General features: G+C 49.5%; 18 protein-coding genes and 2 tRNA genes. 12 read left to right on the plus strand and 8 right to left on the minus strand.

The window, feature by feature from the left end:
• Nucleotides 1–93 precede the first annotated feature (93 nt).
• The 4 genes from BLS62_RS09720 to pssA all read left to right on the plus strand — a co-directional run bounded on the left by BLS62_RS09720 (nucleotide 94) and on the right by pssA (nucleotide 5572).
• The gene (locus BLS62_RS09720; RefSeq protein ID WP_093179928.1) at nucleotides 94–1563 is read left to right on the plus strand and encodes a LysM peptidoglycan-binding domain-containing protein; all 1470 of its coding nucleotides are present in this window, start codon (nucleotides 94–96) and stop codon (nucleotides 1561–1563) included.
• A gap of 274 nt (nucleotides 1564–1837) precedes the next feature.
• Nucleotides 1838–3751 (plus strand): ABCB family ABC transporter ATP-binding protein/permease, encoded by a 1914-nt coding sequence (locus tag BLS62_RS09725; RefSeq protein ID WP_208991146.1) that lies wholly within the window; start codon nucleotides 1838–1840, stop codon nucleotides 3749–3751.
• Nucleotides 3752–3899: 148 nt separating this feature from the next.
• Nucleotides 3900–4610, plus strand: coding sequence for a phosphatidylserine decarboxylase (locus BLS62_RS09730; protein ID WP_280141833.1), 711 nt, complete (start codon nucleotides 3900–3902; stop codon nucleotides 4608–4610).
• 11 nt (nucleotides 4611–4621) lie between these two features.
• On the plus strand, nucleotides 4622–5572 hold the full coding sequence (pssA, locus tag BLS62_RS09735; protein ID WP_093179938.1) for a CDP-diacylglycerol--serine O-phosphatidyltransferase: 951 nt from the start codon (nucleotides 4622–4624) through the stop codon (nucleotides 5570–5572).
• Nucleotides 5573–5911: 339 nt separating this feature from the next.
• Here the strand turns inward: pssA and BLS62_RS09745 are convergent, their stop codons facing one another.
• From BLS62_RS09745 to BLS62_RS09755, 3 genes are read right to left on the minus strand one after another with little or no spacing between them, the layout of a single operon-like run.
• Entirely contained in the window at nucleotides 5912–9394 is a 3483-nt protein-coding gene (locus BLS62_RS09745; RefSeq protein WP_093179944.1) for an efflux RND transporter permease subunit, read from the minus strand.
• A complete protein-coding gene (locus tag BLS62_RS09750; protein ID WP_093179947.1) occupies nucleotides 9391–10494 on the minus strand; it encodes an efflux RND transporter periplasmic adaptor subunit in 1104 nt (367 codons plus the stop codon). Before BLS62_RS09750 ends, BLS62_RS09745 begins: the two co-directional genes overlap by 4 nt.
• 25 nt (nucleotides 10495–10519) lie before the next feature.
• Nucleotides 10520–11068: a PadR family transcriptional regulator gene (locus BLS62_RS09755; RefSeq protein WP_208990787.1), complete on the minus strand. Its 549-nt coding sequence runs from the start codon at nucleotides 11066–11068 to the stop codon at nucleotides 10520–10522.
• Between the two features lie 416 nt (nucleotides 11069–11484).
• Here BLS62_RS09755 and puuE point away from each other — a divergent pair, with 416 nt between their 5' ends.
• The 4 genes from puuE to BLS62_RS09775 all read left to right on the plus strand — a co-directional run bounded on the left by puuE (nucleotide 11485) and on the right by BLS62_RS09775 (nucleotide 18281).
• Nucleotides 11485–12390: an allantoinase PuuE gene (puuE, locus tag BLS62_RS09760; RefSeq protein ID WP_093179950.1), complete on the plus strand. Its 906-nt coding sequence runs from the start codon at nucleotides 11485–11487 to the stop codon at nucleotides 12388–12390.
• 316 nt (nucleotides 12391–12706) lie between these two features.
• Nucleotides 12707–13441 carry a L,D-transpeptidase gene (locus BLS62_RS09765; protein WP_208990788.1) on the plus strand — a complete coding sequence of 245 codons (735 nt, stop codon included), beginning with the start codon at nucleotides 12707–12709 and terminating at the stop codon, nucleotides 13439–13441.
• A gap of 295 nt (nucleotides 13442–13736) precedes the next feature.
• Nucleotides 13737–15098, plus strand: a complete 1362-nt coding sequence (locus BLS62_RS09770; protein WP_093179953.1) for an efflux RND transporter periplasmic adaptor subunit — start codon at nucleotides 13737–13739, stop codon at nucleotides 15096–15098.
• 24 nt (nucleotides 15099–15122) lie between these two features.
• A complete protein-coding gene (locus BLS62_RS09775; protein WP_093179956.1) occupies nucleotides 15123–18281 on the plus strand; it encodes an efflux RND transporter permease subunit in 3159 nt (1052 codons plus the stop codon).
• 40 nt (nucleotides 18282–18321) lie between these two features.
• Here BLS62_RS09775 and BLS62_RS09780 read toward each other — a convergent pair whose 3' ends face one another.
• Complete coding sequence (locus BLS62_RS09780; RefSeq protein ID WP_093179959.1) at nucleotides 18322–18669, minus strand: hypothetical protein; 348 nt, start codon at nucleotides 18667–18669, stop codon at nucleotides 18322–18324.
• A gap of 238 nt (nucleotides 18670–18907) precedes the next feature.
• Here BLS62_RS09780 and BLS62_RS09785 point away from each other — a divergent pair, with 238 nt between their 5' ends.
• Nucleotides 18908–19138, plus strand: coding sequence for a hypothetical protein (locus tag BLS62_RS09785; RefSeq protein WP_208990789.1), 231 nt, complete (start codon nucleotides 18908–18910; stop codon nucleotides 19136–19138).
• A gap of 107 nt (nucleotides 19139–19245) precedes the next feature.
• Here the strand turns inward: BLS62_RS09785 and BLS62_RS09790 are convergent, their stop codons facing one another.
• Entirely contained in the window at nucleotides 19246–20202 is a 957-nt protein-coding gene (locus BLS62_RS09790) for a nucleoside hydrolase (RefSeq protein WP_093179962.1), read from the minus strand.
• A 216-nt stretch (nucleotides 20203–20418) separates the two neighbouring features.
• Here BLS62_RS09790 and BLS62_RS09795 point away from each other — a divergent pair, with 216 nt between their 5' ends.
• Nucleotides 20419–21450 (plus strand): DUF2817 domain-containing protein, encoded by a 1032-nt coding sequence (locus BLS62_RS09795; RefSeq protein ID WP_093179965.1) that lies wholly within the window; start codon nucleotides 20419–20421, stop codon nucleotides 21448–21450.
• Here BLS62_RS09795 and BLS62_RS09800 read toward each other — a convergent pair whose 3' ends face one another.
• From BLS62_RS09800 to BLS62_RS09810, 3 genes are all read right to left on the minus strand, one after another.
• The gene (locus BLS62_RS09800) at nucleotides 21451–22182 is read right to left on the minus strand and encodes an SDR family NAD(P)-dependent oxidoreductase (RefSeq protein ID WP_093179968.1); all 732 of its coding nucleotides are present in this window, start codon (nucleotides 22180–22182) and stop codon (nucleotides 21451–21453) included.
• A gap of 127 nt (nucleotides 22183–22309) precedes the next feature.
• A tRNA-Gln gene (locus BLS62_RS09805) sits at nucleotides 22310–22383 on the minus strand.
• 77 nt (nucleotides 22384–22460) lie between these two features.
• A tRNA-Gln gene (locus tag BLS62_RS09810) sits at nucleotides 22461–22534 on the minus strand.
• Nucleotides 22535–23066: 532 nt separating this feature from the next.
• Between BLS62_RS09810 and BLS62_RS09815 the strand changes: the two genes are divergently transcribed.
• Together BLS62_RS09815 and BLS62_RS09820 are read left to right on the plus strand one after the other, a co-directional pair.
• A complete protein-coding gene (locus BLS62_RS09815; protein WP_244283634.1) occupies nucleotides 23067–24506 on the plus strand; it encodes a Ppx/GppA phosphatase family protein in 1440 nt (479 codons plus the stop codon).
• Complete coding sequence (locus BLS62_RS09820) at nucleotides 24503–25207, plus strand: RlmE family RNA methyltransferase (protein WP_093179975.1); 705 nt, start codon at nucleotides 24503–24505, stop codon at nucleotides 25205–25207. The genes BLS62_RS09815 and BLS62_RS09820 overlap by 4 nt, the downstream gene beginning before the upstream one ends.
• The last annotated feature ends 255 nt before the right edge of the window (nucleotides 25208–25462 follow it).

Below are 25462 nucleotides of genomic sequence, written 5' to 3' on the forward strand. Positions count from 1 at the left end.
GTTGAACAAAATAGGCGACCAGACAATATGATTAATATCTAAGCATGCCATGTCGAGCGGACATTGGCGTTGCTTGAGGAGCAATTGAGAACCATGTCGAAAACAGGGATGAACTTGTTGCTGACCGTTGCTGTAGTTGTTGCTGCGGGCGCAATAGGTGCAGGGGCGTACTACCTGAGCAAAGAAGAGACTTCAGTCGTTGCCGAAGCTGAAAAAGCTGTCGCAAAACTGCAGGCTGCTGCAAACGGTAAAGTACAGCTTAATTCGTCCAACTCTCAGAAAGAAAAAGCAGAAACTGCTCCTGAGGTGGACGTAAATGTGGATACCACGGCGGTGACCACAAGCAATGTCCCAAGCTTTGATGTGATGCGCGTGGAGCCATCAGGCGATGCGGTTGTTGCAGGTCAAGCTGAAGCAGGATCAATTATTGCCCTCATTTCTAATGGGGATGTCATCGGTAAGGGCATTGCAAACAATCGCGGTGAATTCGCTATTGTTCTCGAGCAGCCTCTAAAGCCAGGCGATCACGATGTGAGTCTGGAAGCCGTCAATCAGGAGACGCAAGAGAAGAGTGATTCCACTCAGCATATTGCAGTCTCAGTGCCTGAAGACAAGTCTGGTGAAGTTCTGGTTGTTCTGAATGAACCTGATGCTCCTTCAAAGATTTTGCAACTGCCAGAAACACCAGCTGTAGCTGAGCCAGTCATACTGGTGAAAAACGATAAGCCAAAATCTGAGGTTTCAGTTACCCCTCAGATGAAGACTGAGACTGCGATTCAAAATGAGACTGTGGCCGCAGACGTGAAAACAACTCCAGCTGCTGCCGAAAAGTCCATTGAGCAACCTGCAGCACCAGTTCAAGTTGCTGTTGAATCATCCACAGAGGCAGGCGTGCCAAAAGCAGCATCAGAAGTCGCAGTCGCAACAGAGCAAACTCCTGCTCCTGTTGAACAGCCAGTTGAAACCGCGATCGCCACTCCAAACACTGAACAAACCATCGCTGCAGTTGAACCTGTTGCGACGCAAGAATCTCAACTGGCCGTTAAAGCGGTTGAGAGTGAAAAAGGCAAAGTCTTTGTCGCTGGTGAAAGTGAGCCGGGCTCCCAAGTGCGCGTTTACGTTGGCAAAGAGTTGGTGGGTGAAGTCAAAACCAATACGGAAGGTCGCTGGCTTCTTGAAGCCGAAAAAGCTATCCCTGCTGGTGAAGTTGAGGTTCGTGCCGACAAGGTGGGAAGCATCGAAGGTAAAGTAGAAGCTCGTGCCGAGGTTGTCTTTACCAAAGGCGAGAACGATGTGATCATGATCCCAGTCCGCTTGGTAGCGGAAGGATCTGGCTCACGTGGCAGTTCTGCGACCGCTGGTATTGGTGAGTTGCCAAACGTAATTATCCGCCGCGGCGATAACCTTTGGAGCATCTCCCGCCGTTTGTACGGGCAGGGCACGCGCTATACGACAATTTATCAGGCAAACAACAAACAGATCCGAAATCCTGATCTGATTTACCCTGGGCAAGTGTTCATGCTGCCTGTTGCGGACCTGAATTGGAAAACAATTAATAACTGATCTAGATTCTTCTCTCTTAAAGTCCTATTTAAGAAGAGAAAGCTTTCCAGATCAAAATTTAGGAAAGCGCCGGATGGATAATCCGGCGCTTTCTCTGGTTTGCGATCCAAAAAATTGCGGCACAATGACCGTTTTCCAATCGGACAGCAAGCGATTTTGTAAATATCGTTAGCCTTCTGATTAATATTCCTAATTCGCTAAACCGTTCCAGTGTTCATCGGGACCTGCTGGGCAACAAGGCACAAGCATGACTGCAACAAAGAAAAAGCAGCAGGTGAATTCGCCACCTGTGTTGGATGCAGACGACAAAGGCCTGCTTCGTTCACTCAAAACTCTTTGGGTATATATGTGGCCTGAGGCAAGGCCAGATCTGAGAAAACGCGTTATCTGGGCTCTCGCAGCATTGATAGTCGCAAAGATCATAACTGTTTTCGCGCCCTACCTTTATGCTTGGGCAACAGACGCTTTGACCGCAAATGGTGTTCTTCCGGATTGGTTGCCGCCAATTCTGGTCGCACCAATCATGTTGGTCGTGGCCTACAATGTAGCCCGCACAATGGCTGTTGGCTTTAACCAGATAAGAGATGCAATCTTTTCAAGCGTTGGTCTTCATGCTGTTCGAGAACTCGCTAATCTCACATTTATGCATTTGCACGCGCTATCCTTGCGCTACCATCTCTCTCGCCGAACCGGTGGCTTAACACGTGTCATTGACCGCGGTGTGAAGGGTATTGAAGGCATCGTACGATTTACTATCTTGAGCGGCATTCCAACAGTCGTGGAATTTGCGATGATGGCCGCCGTCATCTGGTTCCAGTTCGGCGTTTGGTATGTTGTGGTGGTGGCACTAACAGTCTTCACATACGTGTATTACACGGTGGTTGCCTCGGATAAGCGTATTCAGATCCGCCGTGATATGAACAACGCTGACAATGATGCAAACTCTAAAGCTGTCGATAGCCTTCTCAATTTTGAAACCGTGAAGTACTTCGGCAACGAAGACATGGAGCGCGGACGTTTTGACAAAGCCATGCGCGGGTATGAGCGGGCCGCCATCAAAACATGGGTGACCCTGTCTTGGTTGAATTTTGGACAGGCTCTCATTCTTGGTGCCGGCGTGACAACCTGTATGGCTATGTCCGCAATGGCCATACAGCGCGGCGAGCAAAGCATTGGCGATTTCGTCATGATCAACGCGTTGCTGATGCAACTGTCTGTACCGTTGAACTTCATTGGCTTCATCTACCGTGAAATTCGTCAGGGTATTGCTGATCTGGAGGCGATGTTCTCTGTACTTGCAGTGGAACCTGAAATTCAGGATGACCCTCTGGCTGAAAATCTGAAGGTGAAGGAAGCCACCATCCGCTTTGAGGATGTGTATTTTTATTATGACGAAGATCGCCCGATCCTCAAAGGTGTCAATTTCGAAGTTCCAGCTGGAAGCACACTCGCGATTGTTGGCCCATCTGGTGCTGGCAAGTCTACCATCTCGCGTCTGTTGTTCAGGTTTTATGATGTAACATCAGGCCGTATCACCATTGATGGACGCGATGTTCGAGATGTCACACAGAAATCTCTTCGTAACAACATTGGCATGGTTCCGCAGGATACCGTTCTCTTTAATGACAATATTGGCTACAACATTCGCTATGGCCGGGTTGGTGCCAGTGATGAAGAAGTGAGAGAAGCAGCAAAACTGGCTCAGATCGACAGTTTCATTGAAGCGCTACCCGGCGGCTACCAAAGTGAAGTTGGCGAGCGAGGTCTGAAACTCTCAGGCGGAGAAAAACAACGTGTCGCCATTGCGCGAACCATTTTGAAAAGCCCACCAATTCTCATTTTAGATGAGGCAACCTCTGCTTTGGATACACATACAGAGCAGGAAATTCAGTCTGCGCTGGATCTGGTGTCCAAGGACCGAACCACATTGGTTATCGCACATAGGCTCTCAACGGTTGTGAATGCCGATCTGATCCTTGTGCTCAAAGCCGGGGAAGCTGTAGAGCAGGGCACTCATGCCGAATTGCTTGCTAAAAACGGCCTTTATGCATCCATGTGGAACCGTCAGCGCGAAGTCAGCGAAGCGGAAGCGCGTCTTGCTGAAATTCGTGAAAACGACGAAGGGTTCATCTCAAGGGGCAAAAGTGCTGAAGAAAGCGAAATCGAAGACCTAAACAAGAAAAAGTAGTGTGTTGAAGCCCGTGTAATGCGAGCAATCAGGGGAATCTCTGTTTAAACTCGTTACACTTGCTTGCGCTGATCTCTTTGAGTTGCTCTATGGGCAGAAATTTAACGTCTGAGGGGTTCAATAGCTGAATCCCTCAACTTTAACAAAGGTGGTAAAGATGTCTCTGGCGGACACGATTTCCAAGACGCTGGTTCCTATTCATAAAGAAGGTCACCCGTTTATTGCGATTGCCGCTGTGCTAACCATCATTCTGGGATGGTTCTGGTCGCCTCTATTCTGGATCGGCCTGTTCCTCACAGGATGGACTTGCTACTTTTTCCGCGACCCGCAACGCGTAACGCCAGTTAAAGAGGGACTAATTGTTTCCCCAGCAGATGGAACCGTCTGTCTTATGGGCGCTGTTATTCCTCCGCGTGAGCTGGACCTTGGCGATCAGCCTATGATGCGTGTGTGTATCTTTATGAACGTATTCAATTGCCATGTGAACCGGGCCCCTATGTCTGGGCAGATTACTCGCATGGCTTATAAGGCCGGTAAATTCCTCAATGCAGAGCTGGACAAAGCGAGTGAGCATAATGAACGCAACGGTCTGATCATCGAAAACGATACCGCTCGTATTGGTGTTGTGCAAATTGCAGGCCTCGTAGCACGCCGTATTGTTTGTTTCGTCAAAGAAGGCGAAAACATCTCAGCTGGTGATCGGTTTGGCCTTATTCGCTTTGGCTCCCGATTAGATGTATATCTGCCACTGGGAACCAAACCACAGGTCGCACTTGGCCAGACCATGATTGCTGGTGAAAGCATTCTGGCAAATTTAAAAGATGAAGAAGCAGGCGACGTCGTTGCCCGCGTTTCTTAAGGTAGTATAGCGTGTCTAATCCATTTCCTCCCTATGAACCGGGCGGTCAATCTGAGAATGAGAAAAAGGGGACCATGCGAAAGCGTATACCTCTTCGCATTGTCTTGCCGAATGTTGTCACCTTGCTGGCATTGTGTTCAGGGCTAACTGCAATCCGTATGGCCATGGAGGATCGGTGGGATCTGGCAATCGCTGCGATTTTTCTGGCAGCCATTTTGGACGCCTTAGATGGCCGTGTCGCTCGCATGCTCAAAGGAACATCAAAGTTTGGCGCGGAATTGGATTCGCTTGCTGACTTTGTGAACTTTGGTGTTGCTCCGGGCATCATACTTTATGCATGGATGTTGGAAGATGCCAGCTCATTGGGTTGGATTGCAGCACTTCTGTTTTCCATCTGCATGGCACTGCGTCTGGCGCGATTTAACGTGGCGCTGGATGATCCGAATAAAGCTAAGTGGACCAACAAGTTCTTTACTGGTGTTCCTGCTCCCGCAGGCGCGCTAACGGTTCTGCTGCCTATCTATCTGGAACGTTTGGGTGTGCCGCATTGGAACGAGTTGGCTTTGCCCGTTGCGCTTTACACCATGTTTATTGGCCTGTTGATGGTGAGTCAGCTGCCGACATATTCCGGTAAACAGGTTGGAACGCATATCCGCCGCGAATGGGTGTTGCCACTCTTTGTCATTGCGGTTGGCATTGTGGCCCTTGGTGCAAGCTACCCGTTTGAATGTCTTGCCTTTATCAGTACCGGCTACTTGGCATCTATCCCGTTTGCATGGCGGTCACATCGCGCCCATTGTAAGGCCGAGAAAGGATCCCATGCTGATTGTGATGTTGTCAGCACGGTTATTGAAGAGGAAAGCCTCTCTGAAACTGGCGGATCTCATAAGGCCAATCTGGAAAACCTAGATAAAGCCGGTGTGCCAGATAAACAAAAGCCTGCCAGCCAAGACAAAGACTAAGTATCCTGTAGGTGATTATCTAAAGGGCCGTGGTTTGTACCATGGCCCTTTTTTGTTGACCTTCGCATGAGGAGGAGGCAACCCAGCTCCCAGCTCCCAGCTCCCAGCTCCCAGCTCCCAGCTCCCAGCTCCCAGCTCCCAGCTCCCAGCTCCCAGCTCCCAGCTCCCAGCTCCCAGCTCCCAGCTCCCAGCTCCCAGCTCCCAGCTCCCAGCTCCCAGCTCCCAGCTCCCAGCTCCCAGCTCCCAGCTCCCAGCTCCCAGCTTCATTGAGTTGCTATAACCACAAAAAAGGGCTGCATGAGCAGCCCTTTGATTGTTTTTCCGGCTTATGTGCAAGGCTTATTCAGCTGCTTCAGAAACCTTCTTGATAGCATCTACCGGCTCATTGTCCTCAAACATTGGTTCCTTCAGATCGGCTAGGCCGCTTGCACCTGCATACTGATCGTTTGAATTACGCATAGTCCACCAGTGCATAATCGCTCGCCCAAGAGTGGAAAGATGCAGCGGCATGACCAGCGAGATCGGTATCACGATAAGGGTCAGCAATGTCGAGAAGGCGAGGCCGGAGATAACCGCTGTTGAAAGCTGTACCCACCAACTTGCCGTCACGCTACCGAATGTTGTGACCTGATTGGCAAAATCAAAACTGATCTGCGTTGCCATTGGAATGAGGCCCGCAATTGTCGTGATCGTTGTCAGCATCACTGGGCGAACACGCTGCGCACTGGTTCTGAGCGCCGCATCAATCGGATCTTGTCCATCCTCTCTGAAGCGGTTGTAAGTATCGATGAGAACGATAGCATTGTTCACCACAATACCTGCCAGTGCCACAATGCCCGTACCAGTCATGATGATAGAGAACTTCTGTCCTGTAACAATCATACCCAGCAACACACCAAAGACGCTCATCACCACAGTCGAGAGGGTCAGGAAGCTTTGATAAAAGCTGTTGTACTGGGTGAGCAAAATGATGAACATTAAGAACAGAGCGCCAATCAGTGCCTTCATCAGGAAGGCTTGTGATTTGGCTTGTTCTTCATTCGCACCGCGGAACTTGTAGAACACCCCATCAGGCCATGTCTGTGCGTCCAACCATTGTTTAATTTCCTTTTCCTTCTCGGTGATAAGGAAATCGTCCTGATTAACCCCTGCTTTTACATCCAGTGAAAACTGTCCGTCACGACGCGTAATGCTGGCTACTTTTTGCTTTGGAGTCCGTTTCATAAAGTTGGAAAGGGGAACCAGACCAAGGGGTGTCTGAAGTCTAAGTTCTTCGAACTTATCAAGAGTACGTTCTCGCTTTGGAAGGCGAACACGGATATCAACTTCATCCTCAGAGTCTGACGGGCGGTAGTCCCCAATCAAAACACCATTGGTAACCAGCTGAACCATAGCCCCAACAGCAGCAATATCAGCTTTATAACGAGCTGCTTTTTCGCGGTCGATAGTGAGCTCCCAATCAATACCCGGGATAGGACGGCTATCCTCCTGGTCGCGAAGACCTTCAACTGTATCCAAGTAATCTCGAATACGCGTAGTTGCAGCGACAGCAGCATCATAATCATTTGAGCTGATCTGAAGTTGAATGTCTTTACCTGTTGGTGGGCCGCCTTCAACCTTTCTGGATTCGGTTTTAATACCCGGTAACAGAGACGTTTTTGCGCGGATGCTGTTGAAAATATCCTGCGCAGGAAGACGACAGCAGAAGTCGGCAAACTCAATGTCGATGGAACCGATTAGATCAGCTGGAGCATTGTTGCCGCCGCCGCCACGGACACCTGCCGGGAAAGCTCTGGTAACTACATTCTGAATGCCCGGTTCGGTAAGGATGATCGCATCAACCTTTTGAACCAGCAAGAGAGCCTCGTTCGCAGACATGTTACCGCGTGCAGTCACATAAAACCGACCAGACTCAGGCTCTTCGTCGATGAAGAATTGAGTACCAGCGTTGTTGGCCATAAAACTGAACAAAATCACACCACAGATAATCACCATGGTTACGATTGTCAGGACACCAGCCCACCATTTGCGGACGAGCACTTCCAGAATACCTATGTAAACTCGAGTGATCCCCGTAAGTTTTGAGACTTCAAACCGACCAGCAGCAGAAAAAACTTTTGCAGCTGCTATCTCTTCAGTTTTGCGACGCTCAGCGCGTGCACGCGAATAGTTGAGGATCGGCCTGAAAAGTTTCAGGGCCGGGAAAAAGGCTGCAAAAAAGACAACAAGCCCGACAAGCTTGGACAAAGCTCCCAGAATAGCCACGAGGGGTGTGAGGGAAGAAGCGATTACGGCCAGTATTAGTGCCGTAAGACCAGCAAGAATGTACTCTCCATATTTGCCAAACATCGCAAACACATAAGCCAAAATGCCGCCGGTAACCGGTAAAAACACCATAGCCGTCAGGAGCGAACCCGACAGAATGATGATCACCATGATCGGCAAATAACTCATAAATTCGCCAGGAACACCGGGCCACATCAACATAGGCAGGAACGCTGCAAGAGTTGTCGCGGTAGACGAAACGATCGGCCAGAACATGAGCTTTGCAGCACGGATATATGCATCCCGTGGAGGCATGCCTTCGGCAGCCTTACGGTCAGCATACTCAACCATAACAATAGCACCATCAACCAGCATGCCGACGGTTAACACAAGACCGAACATAACCATCGTATTCACGGTCATGCCAAGACTGGTCAACGTAAGGAAGCCCAGCATAAAGGATGTCGGGATAGCTAGACCAACCAGTATGGCTGATCGCAGACCAAGTGCGGCAATGACAACGACCATAACGAGAAAAATTGCCGTCATGATGGAAGATTCAAGAGAGCTCAAGGTCTGGAAAATATTATCGGACTCATCCAGCATGTAGCTGACTGAGATCGTGCTCGGTAAATCCTTTGTAACTTCCTCTACCGTGGCGCGAACAGCTGCGTTGTTCTCGATAATATTTTCGCCAATGCGCTTAATTACATCCAGAGAAATGGCAGGTTGGCCATTCACCAATGTAAAAGTGCTTGGGTCTTTGAAAGTCCGTTTGATGGTTGCCACATCGCCAAGAGTGACAACACCTTCACCAAACTGTTTCACGGGCAACGAATACACATCATCGGCACCAAGAATGAGGCCGGGAACCTTGATGTTAAAACGACCTGCGCCGCCATCAATGAAACCAGCAGGAATGAGCTGGTTGTTCATTCTCAATGCATTGATCAACTCACTCTGGCTGATGGAATAGCTTTCCATCTTGAGCGTATCAATAACGACTTCCATCAACTCTTCGCGCTGACCGGTAAGCTCCACTTCTTTGACCGAAGCAATGGCCTCAATGGAATCTTTCAGACGCTGAGAAATCTTATAGAGAGTCCGTTCAGGAACATCGCCGGCAAGTGCGATTGTTATGGTTGGCTGAAGCGCCATATTGAAGGAGCTTACAGAAGGTTCGTTGGCGTCAGATGGAATTTTCGCCTTTGCCGTATCAACTTTTTCACGAACGTCCGTGAGGGCTTTGTCCTTATCAATACTGATATCAAACTCAAGCAAAATACCCACGTGGCCTTCAGAGGCAACTGTGGTGATCTCCTTGAGGCCTTCAAGCCCGCGAAGCTCAGTTTCCATTGGCTGGCCGATAAGGCGTGCGCCATCTTCAGGAGAAATACCTGACTGACCGATGGAAACATAAAATACCGGAACGTCAATATCTGGAGCGGCTTCTTTAGGAATGGCGATGTAGGACATAATGCCCGCAATCACCATGAAGACCATGAGAATGAAAACTGTTTTAGGGCGCTGAAGCACCCCTTCCAGCATAGATATCATTGTGAAATCTCCACGGTCTCAAAAACGGGCTGTACAATCCGTCCTTCGCTTACAAAATCCTGCCCGACTGTAATAACAGTCACTTCTTCCGGGAGGCCTTTAAGCCAGACACCCTGTGTATCTCCGCCAATAATCTCAATAGGGTAGAAGATAACTTTGTTGTCAGCATCAACACCGCGAAGACCAATGTTGCCATTGTCTGCCAGTGTCAAAATACCTGGAGAAAGGAAGTGCGCCAGCTCATCAGTGAGGCGAAGCTGCGTGCGAGTTGTGACGCCATCTCTGAGCTCGAAGTCAGGGTTTGGCAGTTCAACTTCAACACGGAAGGTACGGGTGTTAGGATCTGCAGAGCTGGCAATATAGCTCACTTTGCCTTCCACATTCTGGCCCGTAACGAGAGAAACCTCAGCGCTTTGACCAAGCTTAACAGATTGAATGTTAGATTCAGAAACAGCACCAATAGCAAGCATTGGATCAGGAGCCATGATCGTAGCACAAGCCTTGCCTATACCTAGCATGGCGCCGACTTCAGTCAGAGGCGTTTCAATGATGCCATCAATTGGAGCGCGAATATTTGTACGATCCAATTCGATCTCTGCTTCCTGCAATTGCGCTTTGGCAGCATCTCTTGCAGCTTTAAATCCTACAACACGGTTCGTTGCGGAAAAGCCCTTGTTGTTCAGCTTATTAGCGGCTTCATAGTCAATGTTTGCCTGAGCCAGAGCTGCATTTGCCTGCAAAACGCGCGCTTCTCTTGCGCCGCGTTCAATAGAGCAGAGCAAGTCGCCTTTACGTACAAACATGCCTTCACTCACAGGGCGTTTAAGAATAACGCCCGAAGTTTCAGCATGAACCTCAACACGGGTATCAGCCTGTGTGCGACCGCGCATTTCCAAATATGGAGTGCGCATGGTTGCTTTGAATGTTTTAACCTGAACAGCAAAAGGAACAGAGCCTTTTTCTTTTAACCGTTCTGCTGGCGGTGGTGTGCCATCATCACCATTGCTCTGACCCATCACAACAGATGTGCCGGTCGCCATCCAGAAACCGATTCCGGCTGTAAGCCCCAATGCCAGAATATGTGAAAATCGAATTGCCATTTTTCTCTCCGCCGATTTTGGGCGTCTATTCAGCAGCTTGAATATGGGAGGTGCGTTCACTTGCAACGCGCTCAAGTTTGCTTCGGTTCATTTTTAAAAAATTTAAGGATGCACTGAGTGTGGCTACGCCATAATCCATGGTCCATGCGGTGGCTGGATCACAACATTGCTCGAGTTGTACCTTCAAGGCCCCAATCTTGAATTCCAGATGTTCCACGCGGAGGTCGATTTCTCTTGAGATGAAATCAGCTCCTACCCATTTGCAATAACGGGCAAGAAGCAGGAACGGTGATCTAAACAGATCTTCAACGGGGGTCTGCGAAAGCTCTTCAACGAAAGCATCACGCCCGGTTTGTGTGATTGAATAGATCTTTCGGGAAGGTTTTCCAGGTGAGGTTTCTTCTCGCCAAGTGACAAGCCCTTCCTGTTCCATTTTAGCGAGCGATGGGTAAATTGACCCGTAGCTTGCCTCAATGTAATGGCTGAAGTGCCCTTCTTGAGCTGTCTTGCGAATTTCGTATCCAGTGGCATCCCCGCTGGACAATATGGCAAGACAAAATTTTCGCGTGCTCATTATTCACCACATGGCGTTGAGAGTAAAAAGTAAAAGTGAATTCCGAAATTCAGCTAAGATGCTGAATTTAATTGTTTTTTATCGAGATGAGGCAAAAGTATAATCTTTCCCGATATATATCCGCTCGATATATAAACTTATTTACTTAAACTTTGAAAAGCTGTCAAACGTAGAATTGTAACAAGGTGCGCTACGTCATCTCCCTTTCTACTCAAATTGTTTAAGACCAAAGAGATTTCAATAGGCCTCCATCAAATTTAGTAAAAAGGCTGTCATTTAATATGTTGTGCATCACAAGTTGCGTGATTTACGTTCTGTTTTTCCCGGTTATGCGCTGGATTTCGCACAATTCCACTTGTTTTGTCTTGCTGTTTTGAGGTGAACTGCCTGGGACTAATGTCTATTAAGGTATTTCAATGATGAATTATTCCCGTGATATGATTGGCTACGGCAAAACCCCGCCGGATCCCCAATGGCCAAACGACGCAAAAATCGCTCTTCAATTTGTCATCAACTATGAAGAGGGCGGTGAAAACAATATTCTTCATGGAGACGCCGGGTCCGAAGCTTTTTTGTCGGAGATTGTCGGTGCAGATTCCTGGTTAAACCAGCGACACATGAATATGGAGTCCATTTATGAGTATGGGTCTCGTGCTGGCTTCTGGCGTTTGTGGCGCTTGTTCACAAATCGCAATATGCCGGTAACATGTTATGGCGTTGCCACTGCGTTGGAAAGGAACCCCGACGTTGTTGCTGCTATGATGGAGGCAAACTGGGAAATTGCATCCCATGGCTTGAAGTGGATTGAATACAAAAACTTCTCAGTGGTGGAAGAACGCTGGCATATGGAACAAGCAATCCAGATCCATAAAGAAGTCACTGGCGAGCGCCCATTGGGGTGGTACACCGGACGAACATCAATCAATACACTGCCAATGATTATGGAAGAGGGTGGTTTCCTTTACAGCTCGGATAGTTACGCAGACGATCTTCCTTATTGGGTAGAGGGGCCTAAAGGGCCGCATCTCATCATTCCATACACGTTGGATACCAATGACATGCGCTTTGCGACAGCGCAGGGCTTCAACAGTGGTGATCAGTTTTATACATACCTCAAAGACAGCTTTGATACCCTTTATGAGGAGGGGCAAGACGGGTCACCTAAAATGATGTCGGTCGGACTTCATTGCCGCTTAGCCGGTAGGCCGGGACGGACAGCTGCCCTTGTTCGTTTTATGGATTATGTGGCGAGTAAGCCAGATGTTTGGATTCCGCGACGCATCGATATTGCAAATCATTGGCATGAACACCACAAGCCATAAACGTGCAAAACCAGCGTTCGAATAGGTGCGCCCTGTGTAAAGTGAGTGCGTAATGGTCTGGTGTGTAGAAAAGTCATTTTAATCTTGAACTGGCCGCAATACAGCCATTTGCACGCCTGAGATACTCACTATTGGCTCCTTTGAGCACGTCCTTTGAAACTATGTAGTGAATAATGCATAGGTTCAAATTGTCGTGACCACCTGTCTTCCTCAACTAGATATTGATAGAGACTAGTGACAAACGTAATTCGGCTGTGCGGTATGCTTATTGCAGCCTTATCGGCAATCTAATTTAAGGAACGATAATAGGGTGACCATGAGCTTTTTGAATGCTACTGCCGAGAAGGTTAGACATTGCGACAAGGTTAGTTTGTCCAGACGCGGATTTGTAATTGGATCTGCTGCTCTTGCATTAGCAGGGTGTCAAACAACAAATTCTCTAAAACCCGCAAAGCTAGCGGATCTTCGGCAGGATCCTTATTACAAAACAATCTACGGGCCAATTCCGGATGAAAAATTTCCGATTCCCGCTGTCAATCTGGCACAGATCAGCGATGGCAAATACCTGAGACAGGTCGTCAACTACCCAGGCAACGAACCGGGTGGTTCAATTGTTGTCGATCCGGGCAATCGCTTTTTGTACCTTGTCCGTGGTGATGGAACTGCAATGCGATACGGTGTTGGTGTTGGTCGTGCCGGTTTTGGATGGAACGGCGATGCGGTCATGCAGTACAAAAGGCAGTGGCCGCGCTGGACACCTCCTGCGGATATGATTGCGCGACAACCTGAGCTGGAAGAATTCCGCAATGGTATGGCTCCAGGGATCGAAAACCCGCTCGGCGCACGCGCGCTTTACCTGTTTAGTGACGGCAAAGATACGCTTTATCGCCTGCACGGAACCAACGAGCATTGGTCCATCGGCAAGAATGTATCCAGTGGCTGTATTCGCTTGCTCAATCAGGATGTGATTGATCTTTATAACCGCGTACCGAATGGGTCTCGCGTTATTGTTCGTCCTGCGGATAACCCGGTTGAACCTTTAAGCGTATAATCTGCTTAGGAAAACAACAAATGTGCAAGAAGGCCTGGTGTAATCATCAGGCCTTTTGTGTATCCGCCCTTGGATAACAGAGGGAATGTGTAACAACTTGTAGCAATCCGCTGTTTTAAAAAATGTCGTTACGTTTTTACAAACTTCAAAATGCACATGTCTCACAAAAGCAATGTAAAACACTCTCCTCTAAAGTGTTCCTTGAAGCATGCTTAAACCGCCAAGAGGCTCTCTATGAACTAGGTGAGTCTGAATAGCCAAAAGCACTGCAATATTGTGTAGGAGTAGGGTTTTAATGTCCCGTTCTTGGCAGGCTGTAAAAGTTGGTCTGATCGTCGCTGGTATCGGCGTGGCTGGTTTGTATGTTGGCAATCCAGTGCTGTTCTCAAAACCCGTTCCTATTTTGTCATCTGTTGGATTGACGCTCTGGCCTTCTGACGCTCCCCAAGTCGCAGTGCAGGGCTCGGCTCAAATGCGAGGTAAAGGTGGTAAGCGTGGTGGAGGCAACCAGCAAATTATTGCACGAGCACGTAATGTCACCACTGGTGTAACCGATACGTTTGTCAGAGCTATTGGCACAGGCCGCGCTATAAAAAAGACTGATCTTTTCCCTGAGAGTTCTGGCCGAATACTGTCGCTTCCATTCAAGGCGGGGGCAAATGTAACCAGAGGAGATATTGTTCTGCGTTTGGATGATGCGGAAGAAAAACTCTCCGTTAACCGGGCAAAGCTCGCCTTGAAGGATGCAGAAGACCAAGTATCTCGCTTCGAACAATTGATGTCTTCCCAGACTATTTCTAGTGTTCAATTGCAAAATGCGCGAACAGCCACCAGTCAGGCCCAATTGGATCTGAGTAAGGCAAACTTGGATTTGGACCGAAGGCAGGTCAAAGCGCCTTTCGACGGTATTTTAGGTATCGTTGATGTTGAGATTGGTGACTATGTTACTCAATCCTCCCGCATAACTGGATTGGATGACCGAACCAGCATCCTTGTCGAGTTTGTTGTACCTGAGCGCTTTGCCAATAAAGTCAAACGTGGAGACTTGGTTGAGTTGCGGACCGAAGCCATGCCCGGTCATGTGTTTAACGGCGAACTGACAGCGATGGAAAACCGTGTCAATTCAGATTCCCGAACCTTGAAGGTGCAGGCAACTGTTGCAAACCCAGATGATCTTCTACGGTCAGGTATTGCTTTTGATGCGCGCATTTTGTTGGAAGGCGACGAATGGCCATCCGTTCCCTCTATTGCACTGAAGTGGGATAGGACCGGACCTCATGTATGGCTCGCCAAAGGCGGACTGGCTCAGCGAGCCGACGTAACAGTTATTGAACGCAGTGCAGATCGTGTGCTTGTAGGAGGAGCCATAAAGCCGGGCGATATCGTTGTGACTGAAACGGTGCGTGATCTACGGCCCGGTACAAAGCTGGAACTTCAGGCGGAACCCGGATTTGACTTGGTTATGCCTGAGAATGCTGAGACACCTCTCGTCAGTGATGCCAAAGACAAGACTGACAAAGGCAAAGGAAGTGGCAATGGGAAGCGTAATGGCAAAAATGGCGCTCCTCAACAAGATCAAGATAGGCCAGAGAAAAAGGATGCCAAGTCCCAATCAAATAGCAGTTCGCAAACTGTCTCTGATCAAAATAAGTCCTAAGAGCTTTCTTCCTGAGGTACCCCAATGAACTCGGAAAACAAATCCAACAGGGAAAGTCATCTAAGCGGACTTTATGCCCTTTGTGTACGCCGTCCGGTTTTAGCAATCACACTTAACCTACTTATTATTGTTGCCGGTATTGCTGCCCTGATTGGGGTAGAAGTACGCGAAATGCCAAACGTTGACCGTCCCGTGGTCACCGTAACAACAACCTATTCCGGCGCTCCTCCAGAGGTAACTGACACTGAAATCACGAGTGTTTTGGAAAAGGCGATTTCCAGAACGTCAGGTATCGAATCTGTGTCCTCAAGCTCCAAATACGGACGGAGCCGCATCACAGTAGAATTCAACGATGGTGTTGATGTCAGCGAAGCGGCCAATGACATTCGTGATGCTGTCAGCGGAGCAGCACGCAACCTGCCAGAAGATGCCGATACGCCCGTCGTTGTAAAAGCTGATGCTGATGCCGATCCTGTCATGCGCCTTGTGGTGACATCGGATCAGATGCGGATAGAGGATCTTAGCAAGTACGTAGATGATGAGATCATAGATCGCATCACATCGGTGCCCGGTGTTGCAAGTGTCGATGTCTACGGTTCACAAACACCTGTATTTAAAATCGCAATTAACGTGCAGGCCATGTCGTCAAGAGGTCTGACACCTGACGACCTACGTAAAGTGCTATTGGAACTCGCCCTTGATACCTCTGGCGGGTCTTTGGAAACAGGGGATCAGGAACTCTTTGTTCGCGCAAATTCCGATGTGAAGACAGCCGAGCAAATCGGCATGGTCAAACTGAATAACATGACCAGAATTCGTGATATTGCTTTCGTAAGTTATGGTCCCGAAAGAGCGTCTTCGGGAGCATTTTATAATGGCAAACGTGCAGTTGGCATGGGCATTATTCGATCTGCAAACTCAAATACCATTGAGATCTCGAATAATGTACGTGATGAAATCGATCGTATGCAGGATCAACTGCCGAAAGACATTGAGATAAACGTCAGCAGCGATGATGCCACCTTCATTGGAGGTGCAATCAAAGAAGTTGTGTTTTCTCTGTTCCTGTCCACCAGCATCGTTGTTGGTGTAATGTTTCTGTTCCTCGGCTCCATTCGTGTGACGCTCATACCGGCTGTGACAGTGCCAGTTGCTCTTATCGGTGCCTTGGTGGGAATATGGCTGGCAGGCTTCTCCGCGAACGTTATTACGCTTCTGGCGTTGCTTCTTGCAACAGGTATGGTGGTTGATGATGCCATTGTGGTCTTGGAGAACATTTCCAAACGTGTTCATCGCGGCGAAGGGCCAAGAGCTGCGGCGATCTTGGGCACACGGGAAGTGTTCTTTGCTGTCATAACAACGACAGTGACCCTTGCTGCTGTCTTTATCCCAATTTCATTCCTGCCGGGAAGCGTCGGTAAACTGTTCTCTGAGTTTGGTTTTGTGCTGGCGATCAGCGTGATGCTGTCCTCATTTGTTGCGCTGACCCTTGCGCCAATGATGGCTTCGCGTTTGTTACGAACCAAAAGCTATGAGGACACACACAAACCCTCAGCAGTGTGGTCGGTTATCTCCGGTGTTGGGCTTGTTATAGAGCGGATCTATTCCAATAGTTTGGATTGGTCTTTGCGGCGTCCCTTCATTCTTCTGGGAGCAGCAACACTCTTTGTGCTGGTAGGGGCATCTCAATATACATCGCTGCCACAGCAACTTACCCCGACAGAGGACCGATCTGTCATCTTCATGATTGGCTCAACGCCTCAAGGTGCCAGTCTGGATTACACCGCTGGCAAAATGACTGAGCTGGAAGATATCGCCCAGAATTACGTTGATACCGGCGAAGCAAAAAGCATCATGAGTCTCATAGGCATGGGAGGGCAGGTCAATCGCGGTTTCCTCGTTATGGTCCTTCAGGATTGGGCCGATCGGGATCGCAAGCAGCAGCAGATTGTCAATGAACTTCAGCGCAAAACCTCACAGATCCCAGGACTTAAGGTGCGCGTGGCTCAGCCAAATACGCTGGGCATTCGCGGAGCTGGTCAGGGTTTGAGGTTTGCTGTGACGGGAACTAATTATGATGATCTGGCCAAAAGTGCTGATGAAATAGTTGAGCAAATGCAAGACCGTCTTGGCGATAATGTGGGCTTTGCATCTGTCTCCTATGAAACCACACAGCCTCAGCTCCTCGTAAGTGTCGACCGGGAACGGGCAAATGATCTTGGTCTCTCCTCTGATAGCATAGCGTCCAATCTGCGTATGCTGTTGGACGGCTCTCCTGTGGCTGATCTGTTCGTTGAGGATGACGGCATTCCCATGGTGATGGAGGCAGGGGGCTTACCTATGCGTTCCACACGGGATTTGGAGAATATCTTTGTCAAAAGCAGAGATGGCACCATGTTGCCAATATCCTCCATCGTTTCCATTGAGGAAGAAGCTGTTGCACCTAGCTTGACCCGTGAATCCCAGCAACGTGCTGTACCCGTTACCATTTCTCTCAATGATGGTTATGATTTGGCTCAGTCCATTTCAGATATGAAGGAGATTGCGGCTGAGGTCCTTCCCGAAGGCACCAACGTAACCCTTATGAGTGAGGCAGCGGTTCTGGAGAAAACCACCTCGAATGTCTACATGACGTTCCTATTTGCAATACTCGTCGTTTTTCTCGTTTTAGCTGCACAGTTTGAGAGTTTTATGAGTGCTTTTGTAATTCTGGCCACGGTTCCCTTCGGTATCTCGGCCGCGATTATCTCCATCGGGCTGACGGGAGGCTCCATCAATGTTTACTCCCAGATCGGGATTATTCTGCTGGTCGGCTTGATGGCGAAAAATGGCATTCTGATCGTCGAGTTTGCAAACACACTAAGAGAGGAAGGCAAGTCGGTCTTCGAGGCAATTCACGATGCCTGTCTGATACGGTTCCGTCCTGTCGTGATGACAGTGGTGTCCACGGTGTTAGGGGGAGTGCCATTGGTCATTGCCTTTGGCGCAGGCGCTGAGGCGCGTATTGAGATGGGGTGGGTTATTGTTGGAGGCTTGGGCTTTGCTACGCTGTCCACCTTGTTTGTAACACCTGCAGCCTATCTGTTGCTGATGCGGTTTACGACGCCGCGCAAAGTCAGCGAAGAAAAGTTGCACAGTGAGCTCGATAAAGCGCTGGGCAAGTCCTCAAACCCTGCGGAATAAAGTGTGTTCCCGATTAATGGAAAACTGCCCCAGCGAATTTTCAAGGGCAAGCCGAGATGATGACGATACTTGTATTGCCTTCTTCTCGGCACCTCTGTGCCAGATAGTAAATATCAAGTCGCAAAGTTATGAGATGGGAGTTCGCACCCGCCTCTGTCGTTTCGCTCAGGCGGTGACCGCAATCCTTGGAAAATTCCAGCTCAAAGAATGCCTCGCCCTGCGAGAAGTAGGAGAGCAACAAGTCCAAGTCCAGCGCTTCACTTCCCGCAGCGTCAACAATACGTGTTTCGCGCAGCTTGTCGCGCCACATCAACTCGTTGCAATTGTCGAGCAGGAGGTCGCAATCCACCAGTTTGATAAGCAGCTGATTTGCAGTTGAGCGATGCATAAGTCTCAATCCAGTCTCAGGTTCATTGGACCCTATTGTAAACCAAAGATCTGATTTCCCTTCAAAACCAAATGGTAAAATTGAAGAGAAGAGGGCTGTTATTTGCCCCTACGCCAGAGTTGAAATCAATATGCCCCTCAATTATCGCATAACTGAAAATAGAAACGTGCCGTACGGCTGACTGTGGTAAATCCTATACTTCACCAGCAGAACTATAGGGACTGCCACGGAGAGATAAATGCGATCACTTTGGTTGTTTGGACTGATCCTTGTTGGCGTGGTGAGCTTTGCAGCCTTAGCCGATACCAGTGGCTCTTTAGGCAGTCAACAGCTCATGGAAGTGAGTGGCCGGGCTGATGTGGCCAGCAGAGTCCCATTATTCCTTGCGCAGGCAATTGGCGTCAGCTGTAAAAGTGAAGTGTTTGATGTTCGGCTCACAAACATCGGCCAGCTGCATAGCAATCGATAAATTCGGGTCGCGCTGGCTGTTAGATAATACAAACCAATCAGCTTTTACCAAATAATACGCCTTAGATGCTGGCATCATTTATGACGCCAGCACCACAAAGTTGATGCTTATTTATTCTTCGCAAATGTCTGCATCATGATGTCTACAAACAGAGCTGCATTGGCATCAAAAGCCACTTTGCAGTTTACCGGCTTTGAACCGCGCCGGTTCTTATCGACAATGGTACGGCCTACAGTCAGTTCTCCGTGGATCTCAATGTCAACGGGATGCTCTTCCAGTGTAATCACATCACGCTGGATAAGGTGAGCAATACACAAAGCATCATGAACAGGGGCGCTGTGTTCAATATCCATGCGCTGGATCTTGTCATGAACACCAATGCGATGACCCGTTACAGCGGCCATCGCTTTGCCGGCTGGCGTGCCTAGTTCATCAAACTGGCGGCACTGCGTAGCTGTAATCAGTGCTTTATGGGTCGCATCAAGCGGCACCATGGTTAGGTTTTTAAAGCCAGCATTGAAAACGGTATAAGCTGCTTCTGGATCAGCCCAGATGTTGAATTCTGCGGCAGGCGTTATGTTGCCAACATCATGCCCACCGCCCATGAGGATAATTTCGGGGATGAGATCCACCAGCTTCGGTTCGGCAGTAAGGGCAGCAGCAATATTGGTCAGCGGAGCAACTGGAACCAGCGTAATAGGGTCAGTTGCATTGCGGTAAGTTTCAATGAGGTAGTCAACCGCGTGCTGCTGCTGTGCCTTCAAAGAGGTTTCGGGCAGCGGAAGGTGCTTGCCGTGAATTTTGGCAGTCAAGTCATTGACCGTGCGTGGTACGGGAAAATCATTACGAACCAGCGGCTTGGCGCAACCTTCGTAAACTGGAATATTCGGCTTGCCGATGTACTCCAGCACGCGCAGTGAATTATCAGTGCAGTAATACACCTCTGCATTTCCGTTGACGGTCGTAACGCCAATCAGGTCCAAATCTGCATGCAGCGCAGCCAGCATAATCGCGACGGCATCATCCGTTCCGGTGTCCACATCAAGTATCAGTTTTCTTGTCATTATTTGCTCCCAGAAAGCCAGAGGCTGCACCTCTTATGGGCTGCGGCCTCCGCTTGATATGTAAAGGCTCCTTTCCGCAGAACTGTTCAGCTTGGAAGGAACCCAGAAAAATAGCTTGGAAACAACAGACTAGATTATTCTTGTAAGGTCAATTAGGTGTGTAATGTAGCTGTCGATATATCACAGGTTCATCCTCTCAGGTCTGAAGAGTATTCTATGCCCGCAAATCCAATTTTTTCTGACGATTATTTTGAAGCCCAACAGCGCTTTGTAGATTTGGCTCAAGATCTGGGCTTTGAAATGGAAATCATCCCTCATCCGAGTTTTAAAACGGAAGAGGGGCCTGTTCAGATGAGCGTCGCTGTACAGGGCGGGCGGGCGTGTGAACATGTTGTTTTCGTGACCTCCGGTGTCCATGGCACAGAACTGACAGCAGGCTCTGGTATTCAGCTTGATTTGATGACACGTCATGCGCAAAACCTGCCTGAGAACACGAAACTTGTCTGGGTGCATGCGGTTAATCCAGCAGGGTGCGCTATTTTCACCAGAACGGATGAGAACAATGTCGACAACAATCGTAATTCTGTAGATTTTGGCGGTGAGCTGCCAACAAACCCAGATTACGAAGGGCTGCACGCGGCTATCTGTGCGCCGGCGATCTCAGGTCCTGAATGGGAGGCCGCTAACTCCGCGATAAGGGCCTACACCTTGGAAAATGGTGCCGGCGCTCTGACGCAAAAAGTCTTGAAGGGCCAGTACACAGTGCCAATGGGACTGTTCTATGGTGGTACGGAAACGTCATGGTCAACGAAGACCTTGAAGGAAATTATCGCCCGTTATGGAGCAGGAGCAAAGCAGGCCACCATCATTGACCTTCACACCGGTGTCGGGCCCAGTGGGTTCTGCGAGGTCATGGATTTAAGCTCTAAACCCGGCGAGCAAGCAGAATGGAGCCTGATTGGCGGGTTTATGTGCGATGCCATGGATGTGCTGGATCTGGAAAAGCCGGCCACAAAACTTATTCTGGAATTTGGAACTGTCCCATTTGAGCAAGTGCTAGACGCACATCGCCGCGATAATTGGCTTAAACGAAACAGAGCCACAGTTGCCCCAGAGCTGGCCGCGCAAATTCAGCAGGAACTGAAGGACGCACTGTTTGTTGATACACCTGACTGGTGTGAGGTGCTTTTGGAACAAAGCCGTGATGTGTTTGATCAATACGTTATGCGAGTGGAGCAGGCTGCCTAATCACGGCGCTATTTCAGTTCCGTCATAAGCAAAACACTTTCCGCTTTGGGATGCCTCCAAGTGTTCAAGCGCAGTCAGGATCATCCCGGCAGAATAGGAAGGCGAGAACAACTTGCCTTCCGGCACTGCGCGCTGAAATGGCTTGGACAGAGCGCTGTCCACGGTGCCGGGGTGGATGCCAACCAAGCAGGCCTCGGGATGACTTCTCCGCATTTCCACACTTGCGCATTTGATCAACATATTGAGCGCGGCCTTCGAGGCGCGATAAGAATACCATCCTCCCAAACGATTGTCAGAGATGCTTCCAACTCTTGCCGAGATCGCAGCAAAAACGGTTTTCCTGTCTTTGGAAAGTAATGGCAGAAAGTGCTTCATTATGATCGCTGGCAAAACCGTGTTTGCTTGATAAATCTCCTGCATGGCACTGGCCGACAAGCTACGGATCGTCTTTTCGGGTCGCGTACCCGAGCTATGCAATTGTCCCGTTGCAACAAAGACCAGATCCAGACCACCGCCGGATTTTAGGTTTTGCGCATCTGCAGCCAGTGACGTCTCATCATCGACATCCAATCCATGGTGGTGGACCAAGGGGGAGAGGGGTACCCGCTCTCTGGTCCGGGCAAAAGCAAAGATCTGTGCATCTGCATAGCGTTTCGCGCATTCAACAACGACTGCAGAGCCAATAGCTCCACTTGCACCGAAGATTGCAATTCGTTTAGGGGAATATGGCATAAGGGCGCCTTTGCTCTGAATGCATCATTGGCTGATTGTGTTCAGATGCATGAGAAGGCGTCAACTGGATCGCAACGCACTAGTAAACCTAGGAACGCAATAAACTCAACAATTTATCAGGAAAGATTGGCTGGGGATCCTGGACTCGAACCAGGACTAACGGAGTCAGAGTCCGTCGTTCTACCATTAAACTAATCCCCAGCAGAACAGTGCGAAAGATCTGAAGGTGACCTATGCAACTGAGGGTACTAACAGACTGTCTCAATAACTTGAGAAATTGGCTGGGGATCCTGGACTCGAACCAGGACTAACGGAGTCAGAGTCCGTCGTTCTACCATTAAACTAATCCCCAGCAATAACAGTGCGTTAGTTACTGCCAGACAACGAAGTATCGCAAGCGCTTCACATCGTTGGTGAAACGGCTTTTAGTTGTCGTGTCCAACCTTGTCAATGTGGTTCTGGCGAGTTTTAACAAAATCAGGGACCTAGGGCGAAAAAGGGGCTCCCGCTTGTGTATAAAGCGCTCAATTTATCAGGGATTCTCCTATATGTATCTGTGGTGACGTGCCAAGACGCGCGCACCCAGTTTGTGAAGGCTTTTGGTGTGCTTCTGAGGGGGAAGTTGGGCGCCGAAATTTAGGGCTGTACCAATCTAAAGCGCCGATTGCTGTTTGTCAGTAAACTGTTACAATGATGCCAACTTAAAATGACTTCAGCCCATAAGTGGATGCAATGGCATTCCGGGCTGCACAAAGGCACAGCACTTGAAGAAAACGGGTGAGCGGTCCTCCTCAGACGGATCGAGAACGCCCGGCGTCCCAGGGAGCCCCAAAAAGGGCAAACGGAAGCAACGCCACAGGAAGCGCAACGGTGGAGACGCTAAAATTGCGTCTTTGCTTTGCGCTGAGTCCGGCCATTCTGCAGGTTCTGCGGAAGAGGCGGGCAGTTCTCGTCCTGAAGGTGCCAAACGGCAGAGGAAGGCGCGACGCACAAAGCCCAATAGGGCTGAACGGCGCGCGCTTTTAAACCAGAAACTACATCCGCCCGTCGTCAATATTGATCCGGGCGGTACATCAGTAGAAGTTGTGCAACCTTCTCCTATGCCAAGGGATGAGGTCGGGAGGACTGTGCCTGCTCAAAGCCGATCCCGGTCGGCTGAGGAGGAAAAACAGCCTCGATCTTCTGAAGGACATCGGTCACACGACGATGATAGACACCGACATCCCACTGATAGCAGAGGGGATGGAACGCATCGGTTCCCGGACAGGCACAGGCAGCCAGATTCTGTGCACCAGGAGCTATATGCGGCGCTGGATCTTGGAACCAACAACTGTCGTTTGTTGATTGCTCGTCCTGAGCAACGCGGATTTCGCGTTGTCGATGCGTATTCGAAAATTGTACGCCTTGGAGAAGGGGTCGGTAAAAACCGGAAACTCTCCAATGACGCAATTTCGCGCGCCATCGAAGCGTTGCAGGTGTGCCAGCAAAAGATCACCGAGCGCGGCGCTCAGCGAGCGCGGCTCATCGCGACTGAAGCCTGCCGTGCAGCCGAAAACGGTGAAGAGTTCGTTGAGCGAGCAAAAAAGGAAGCAGGCCTTCAGCTGGAGATCGTAAGTCAGGAAACTGAGGCACGCCTCGCAGTTGCTGGCTGTGTCTCTCTGGTAGACCCAGAAGCCGACGGTGTTCTCTTATTCGACATCGGCGGCGGCTCCTCCGAGATTGTCTGGCTTGATTTGCGCAACAGGTACGGCGCGCGTGGTTTTGCGCTGACACGCTTTGTCAGAGCATGGACCTCCTTGCCGTTGGGTGTTGTTAATCTGGCCGAGCGTCATGGCGGGGTGGATGTCACGCCGGAGATGTTTGAGGTCATGGTTGCTGATGTCATGCAGCGGTTGGAGAGTTTTCCGCTTGGCAATGAGCTTTCCCGTGCTATAGAGCGCGGCAACGTGCATATGCTGGGAACATCCGGGACGGTGACCACGTTGGCTGGGGTTCATTTTGGCCTCAAGCGATATGATCGCCGCCGTGTTGATGGAGCATGGATGGAGCAGGAAGATGTTTCAGCCATGATTAACCAGCTTTTGAATATGTCCTACCAGGAGCGGGTTGATAACCCTTGTATTGGTGAGGACAGAGCCGATTTGGTGCTAGCAGGCTGTGCGATATTGGAAGGTATACGCCGCAGGTGGCCTTGTCAGCGTTTGCGTGTCGCTGATAGAGGACTGCGTGAAGGTATACTGATGGAGATGATGGCTGCAGACAAGGTCTGGAGCAACTCCTCCCATAGACGCCGCCGCACCCCGAGAAAGGAATACAATAGATGACCGGTAACTCGAGTGGTCGTGGAACAGGTGATCGTGGCATGTTTCAGCGCGTTAAAACCGCGCGTAAACGGTCTAACTCATCAACATTATGGCTTCAACGTCAGTTGAACGATCCGTATGTCCGCCGCGCAAAGGCAGATGGCTATCGTTCTCGTGCCGCCTACAAGCTTATCGAGATCAACGAGAAACACGAAATCCTGAAGCCAGGAATGCGTGTGGTTGATCTGGGATGTGCGCCAGGTGGCTGGAGTCAGTTGACCGCACCCATTGTTGGGTCAACGGATGAGCGTCCATTGGTGGTTGGGATTGACTATCTTGAAGTTGAGCCGATCCCCGGTGTTGTGATCTTGCAAAAAGATTTTCTGGATGATGATGCTCCAGATGCGCTGATGAGCGCACTCGGTGGGCATCGCCCTGATTTGGTGATGTCCGATATGGCGGCACCAACAACAGGCCATCGCCAGACAGATCACTTGCGAACCACATACCTGTTTGAGATCGCGATTGATTTTGCACGTAAAAACCTCAATCAAGGTGGTTGCTTCCTCTCAAAGGTGTTTGCCGGTGGTGCAGAAGCAAAAGCAATGATGGAGTTGAAAAAAGAATTCAAATCCATCATTCACGTTAAGCCGCCAGCGAGCCGGAAGGCGAGCCCCGAGATGTTTGTTCTGGCCAAGGGCTATCGCGGTAACGACACATAAGAATTGAGAAAAGGCTGGTTTCGACCAGCCTTTTTTATGCGCAAGTCTGGCTCATTCGCAAGGAAGAGGGCCTGGAATGCGAAGGCAGGTCTATGGATCCCCATTTCTGAAACGTAATTGATGATTGCGGTTGGTGAGACTAAGGCAACCTTAATGTCGGAATTCACACCGAAATATCAAAATGCCCCTTTCCAAATCTAAAAAGCCGTGGTAGTGACCCGCGTCAACTTCTCTATATTTTCAGGCAACTCTGCA

The sequence above is a fragment of the Pseudovibrio sp. Tun.PSC04-5.I4 genome, assembly GCF_900104145.1.
Classification (GTDB): domain Bacteria; phylum Pseudomonadota; class Alphaproteobacteria; order Rhizobiales; family Stappiaceae; genus Pseudovibrio.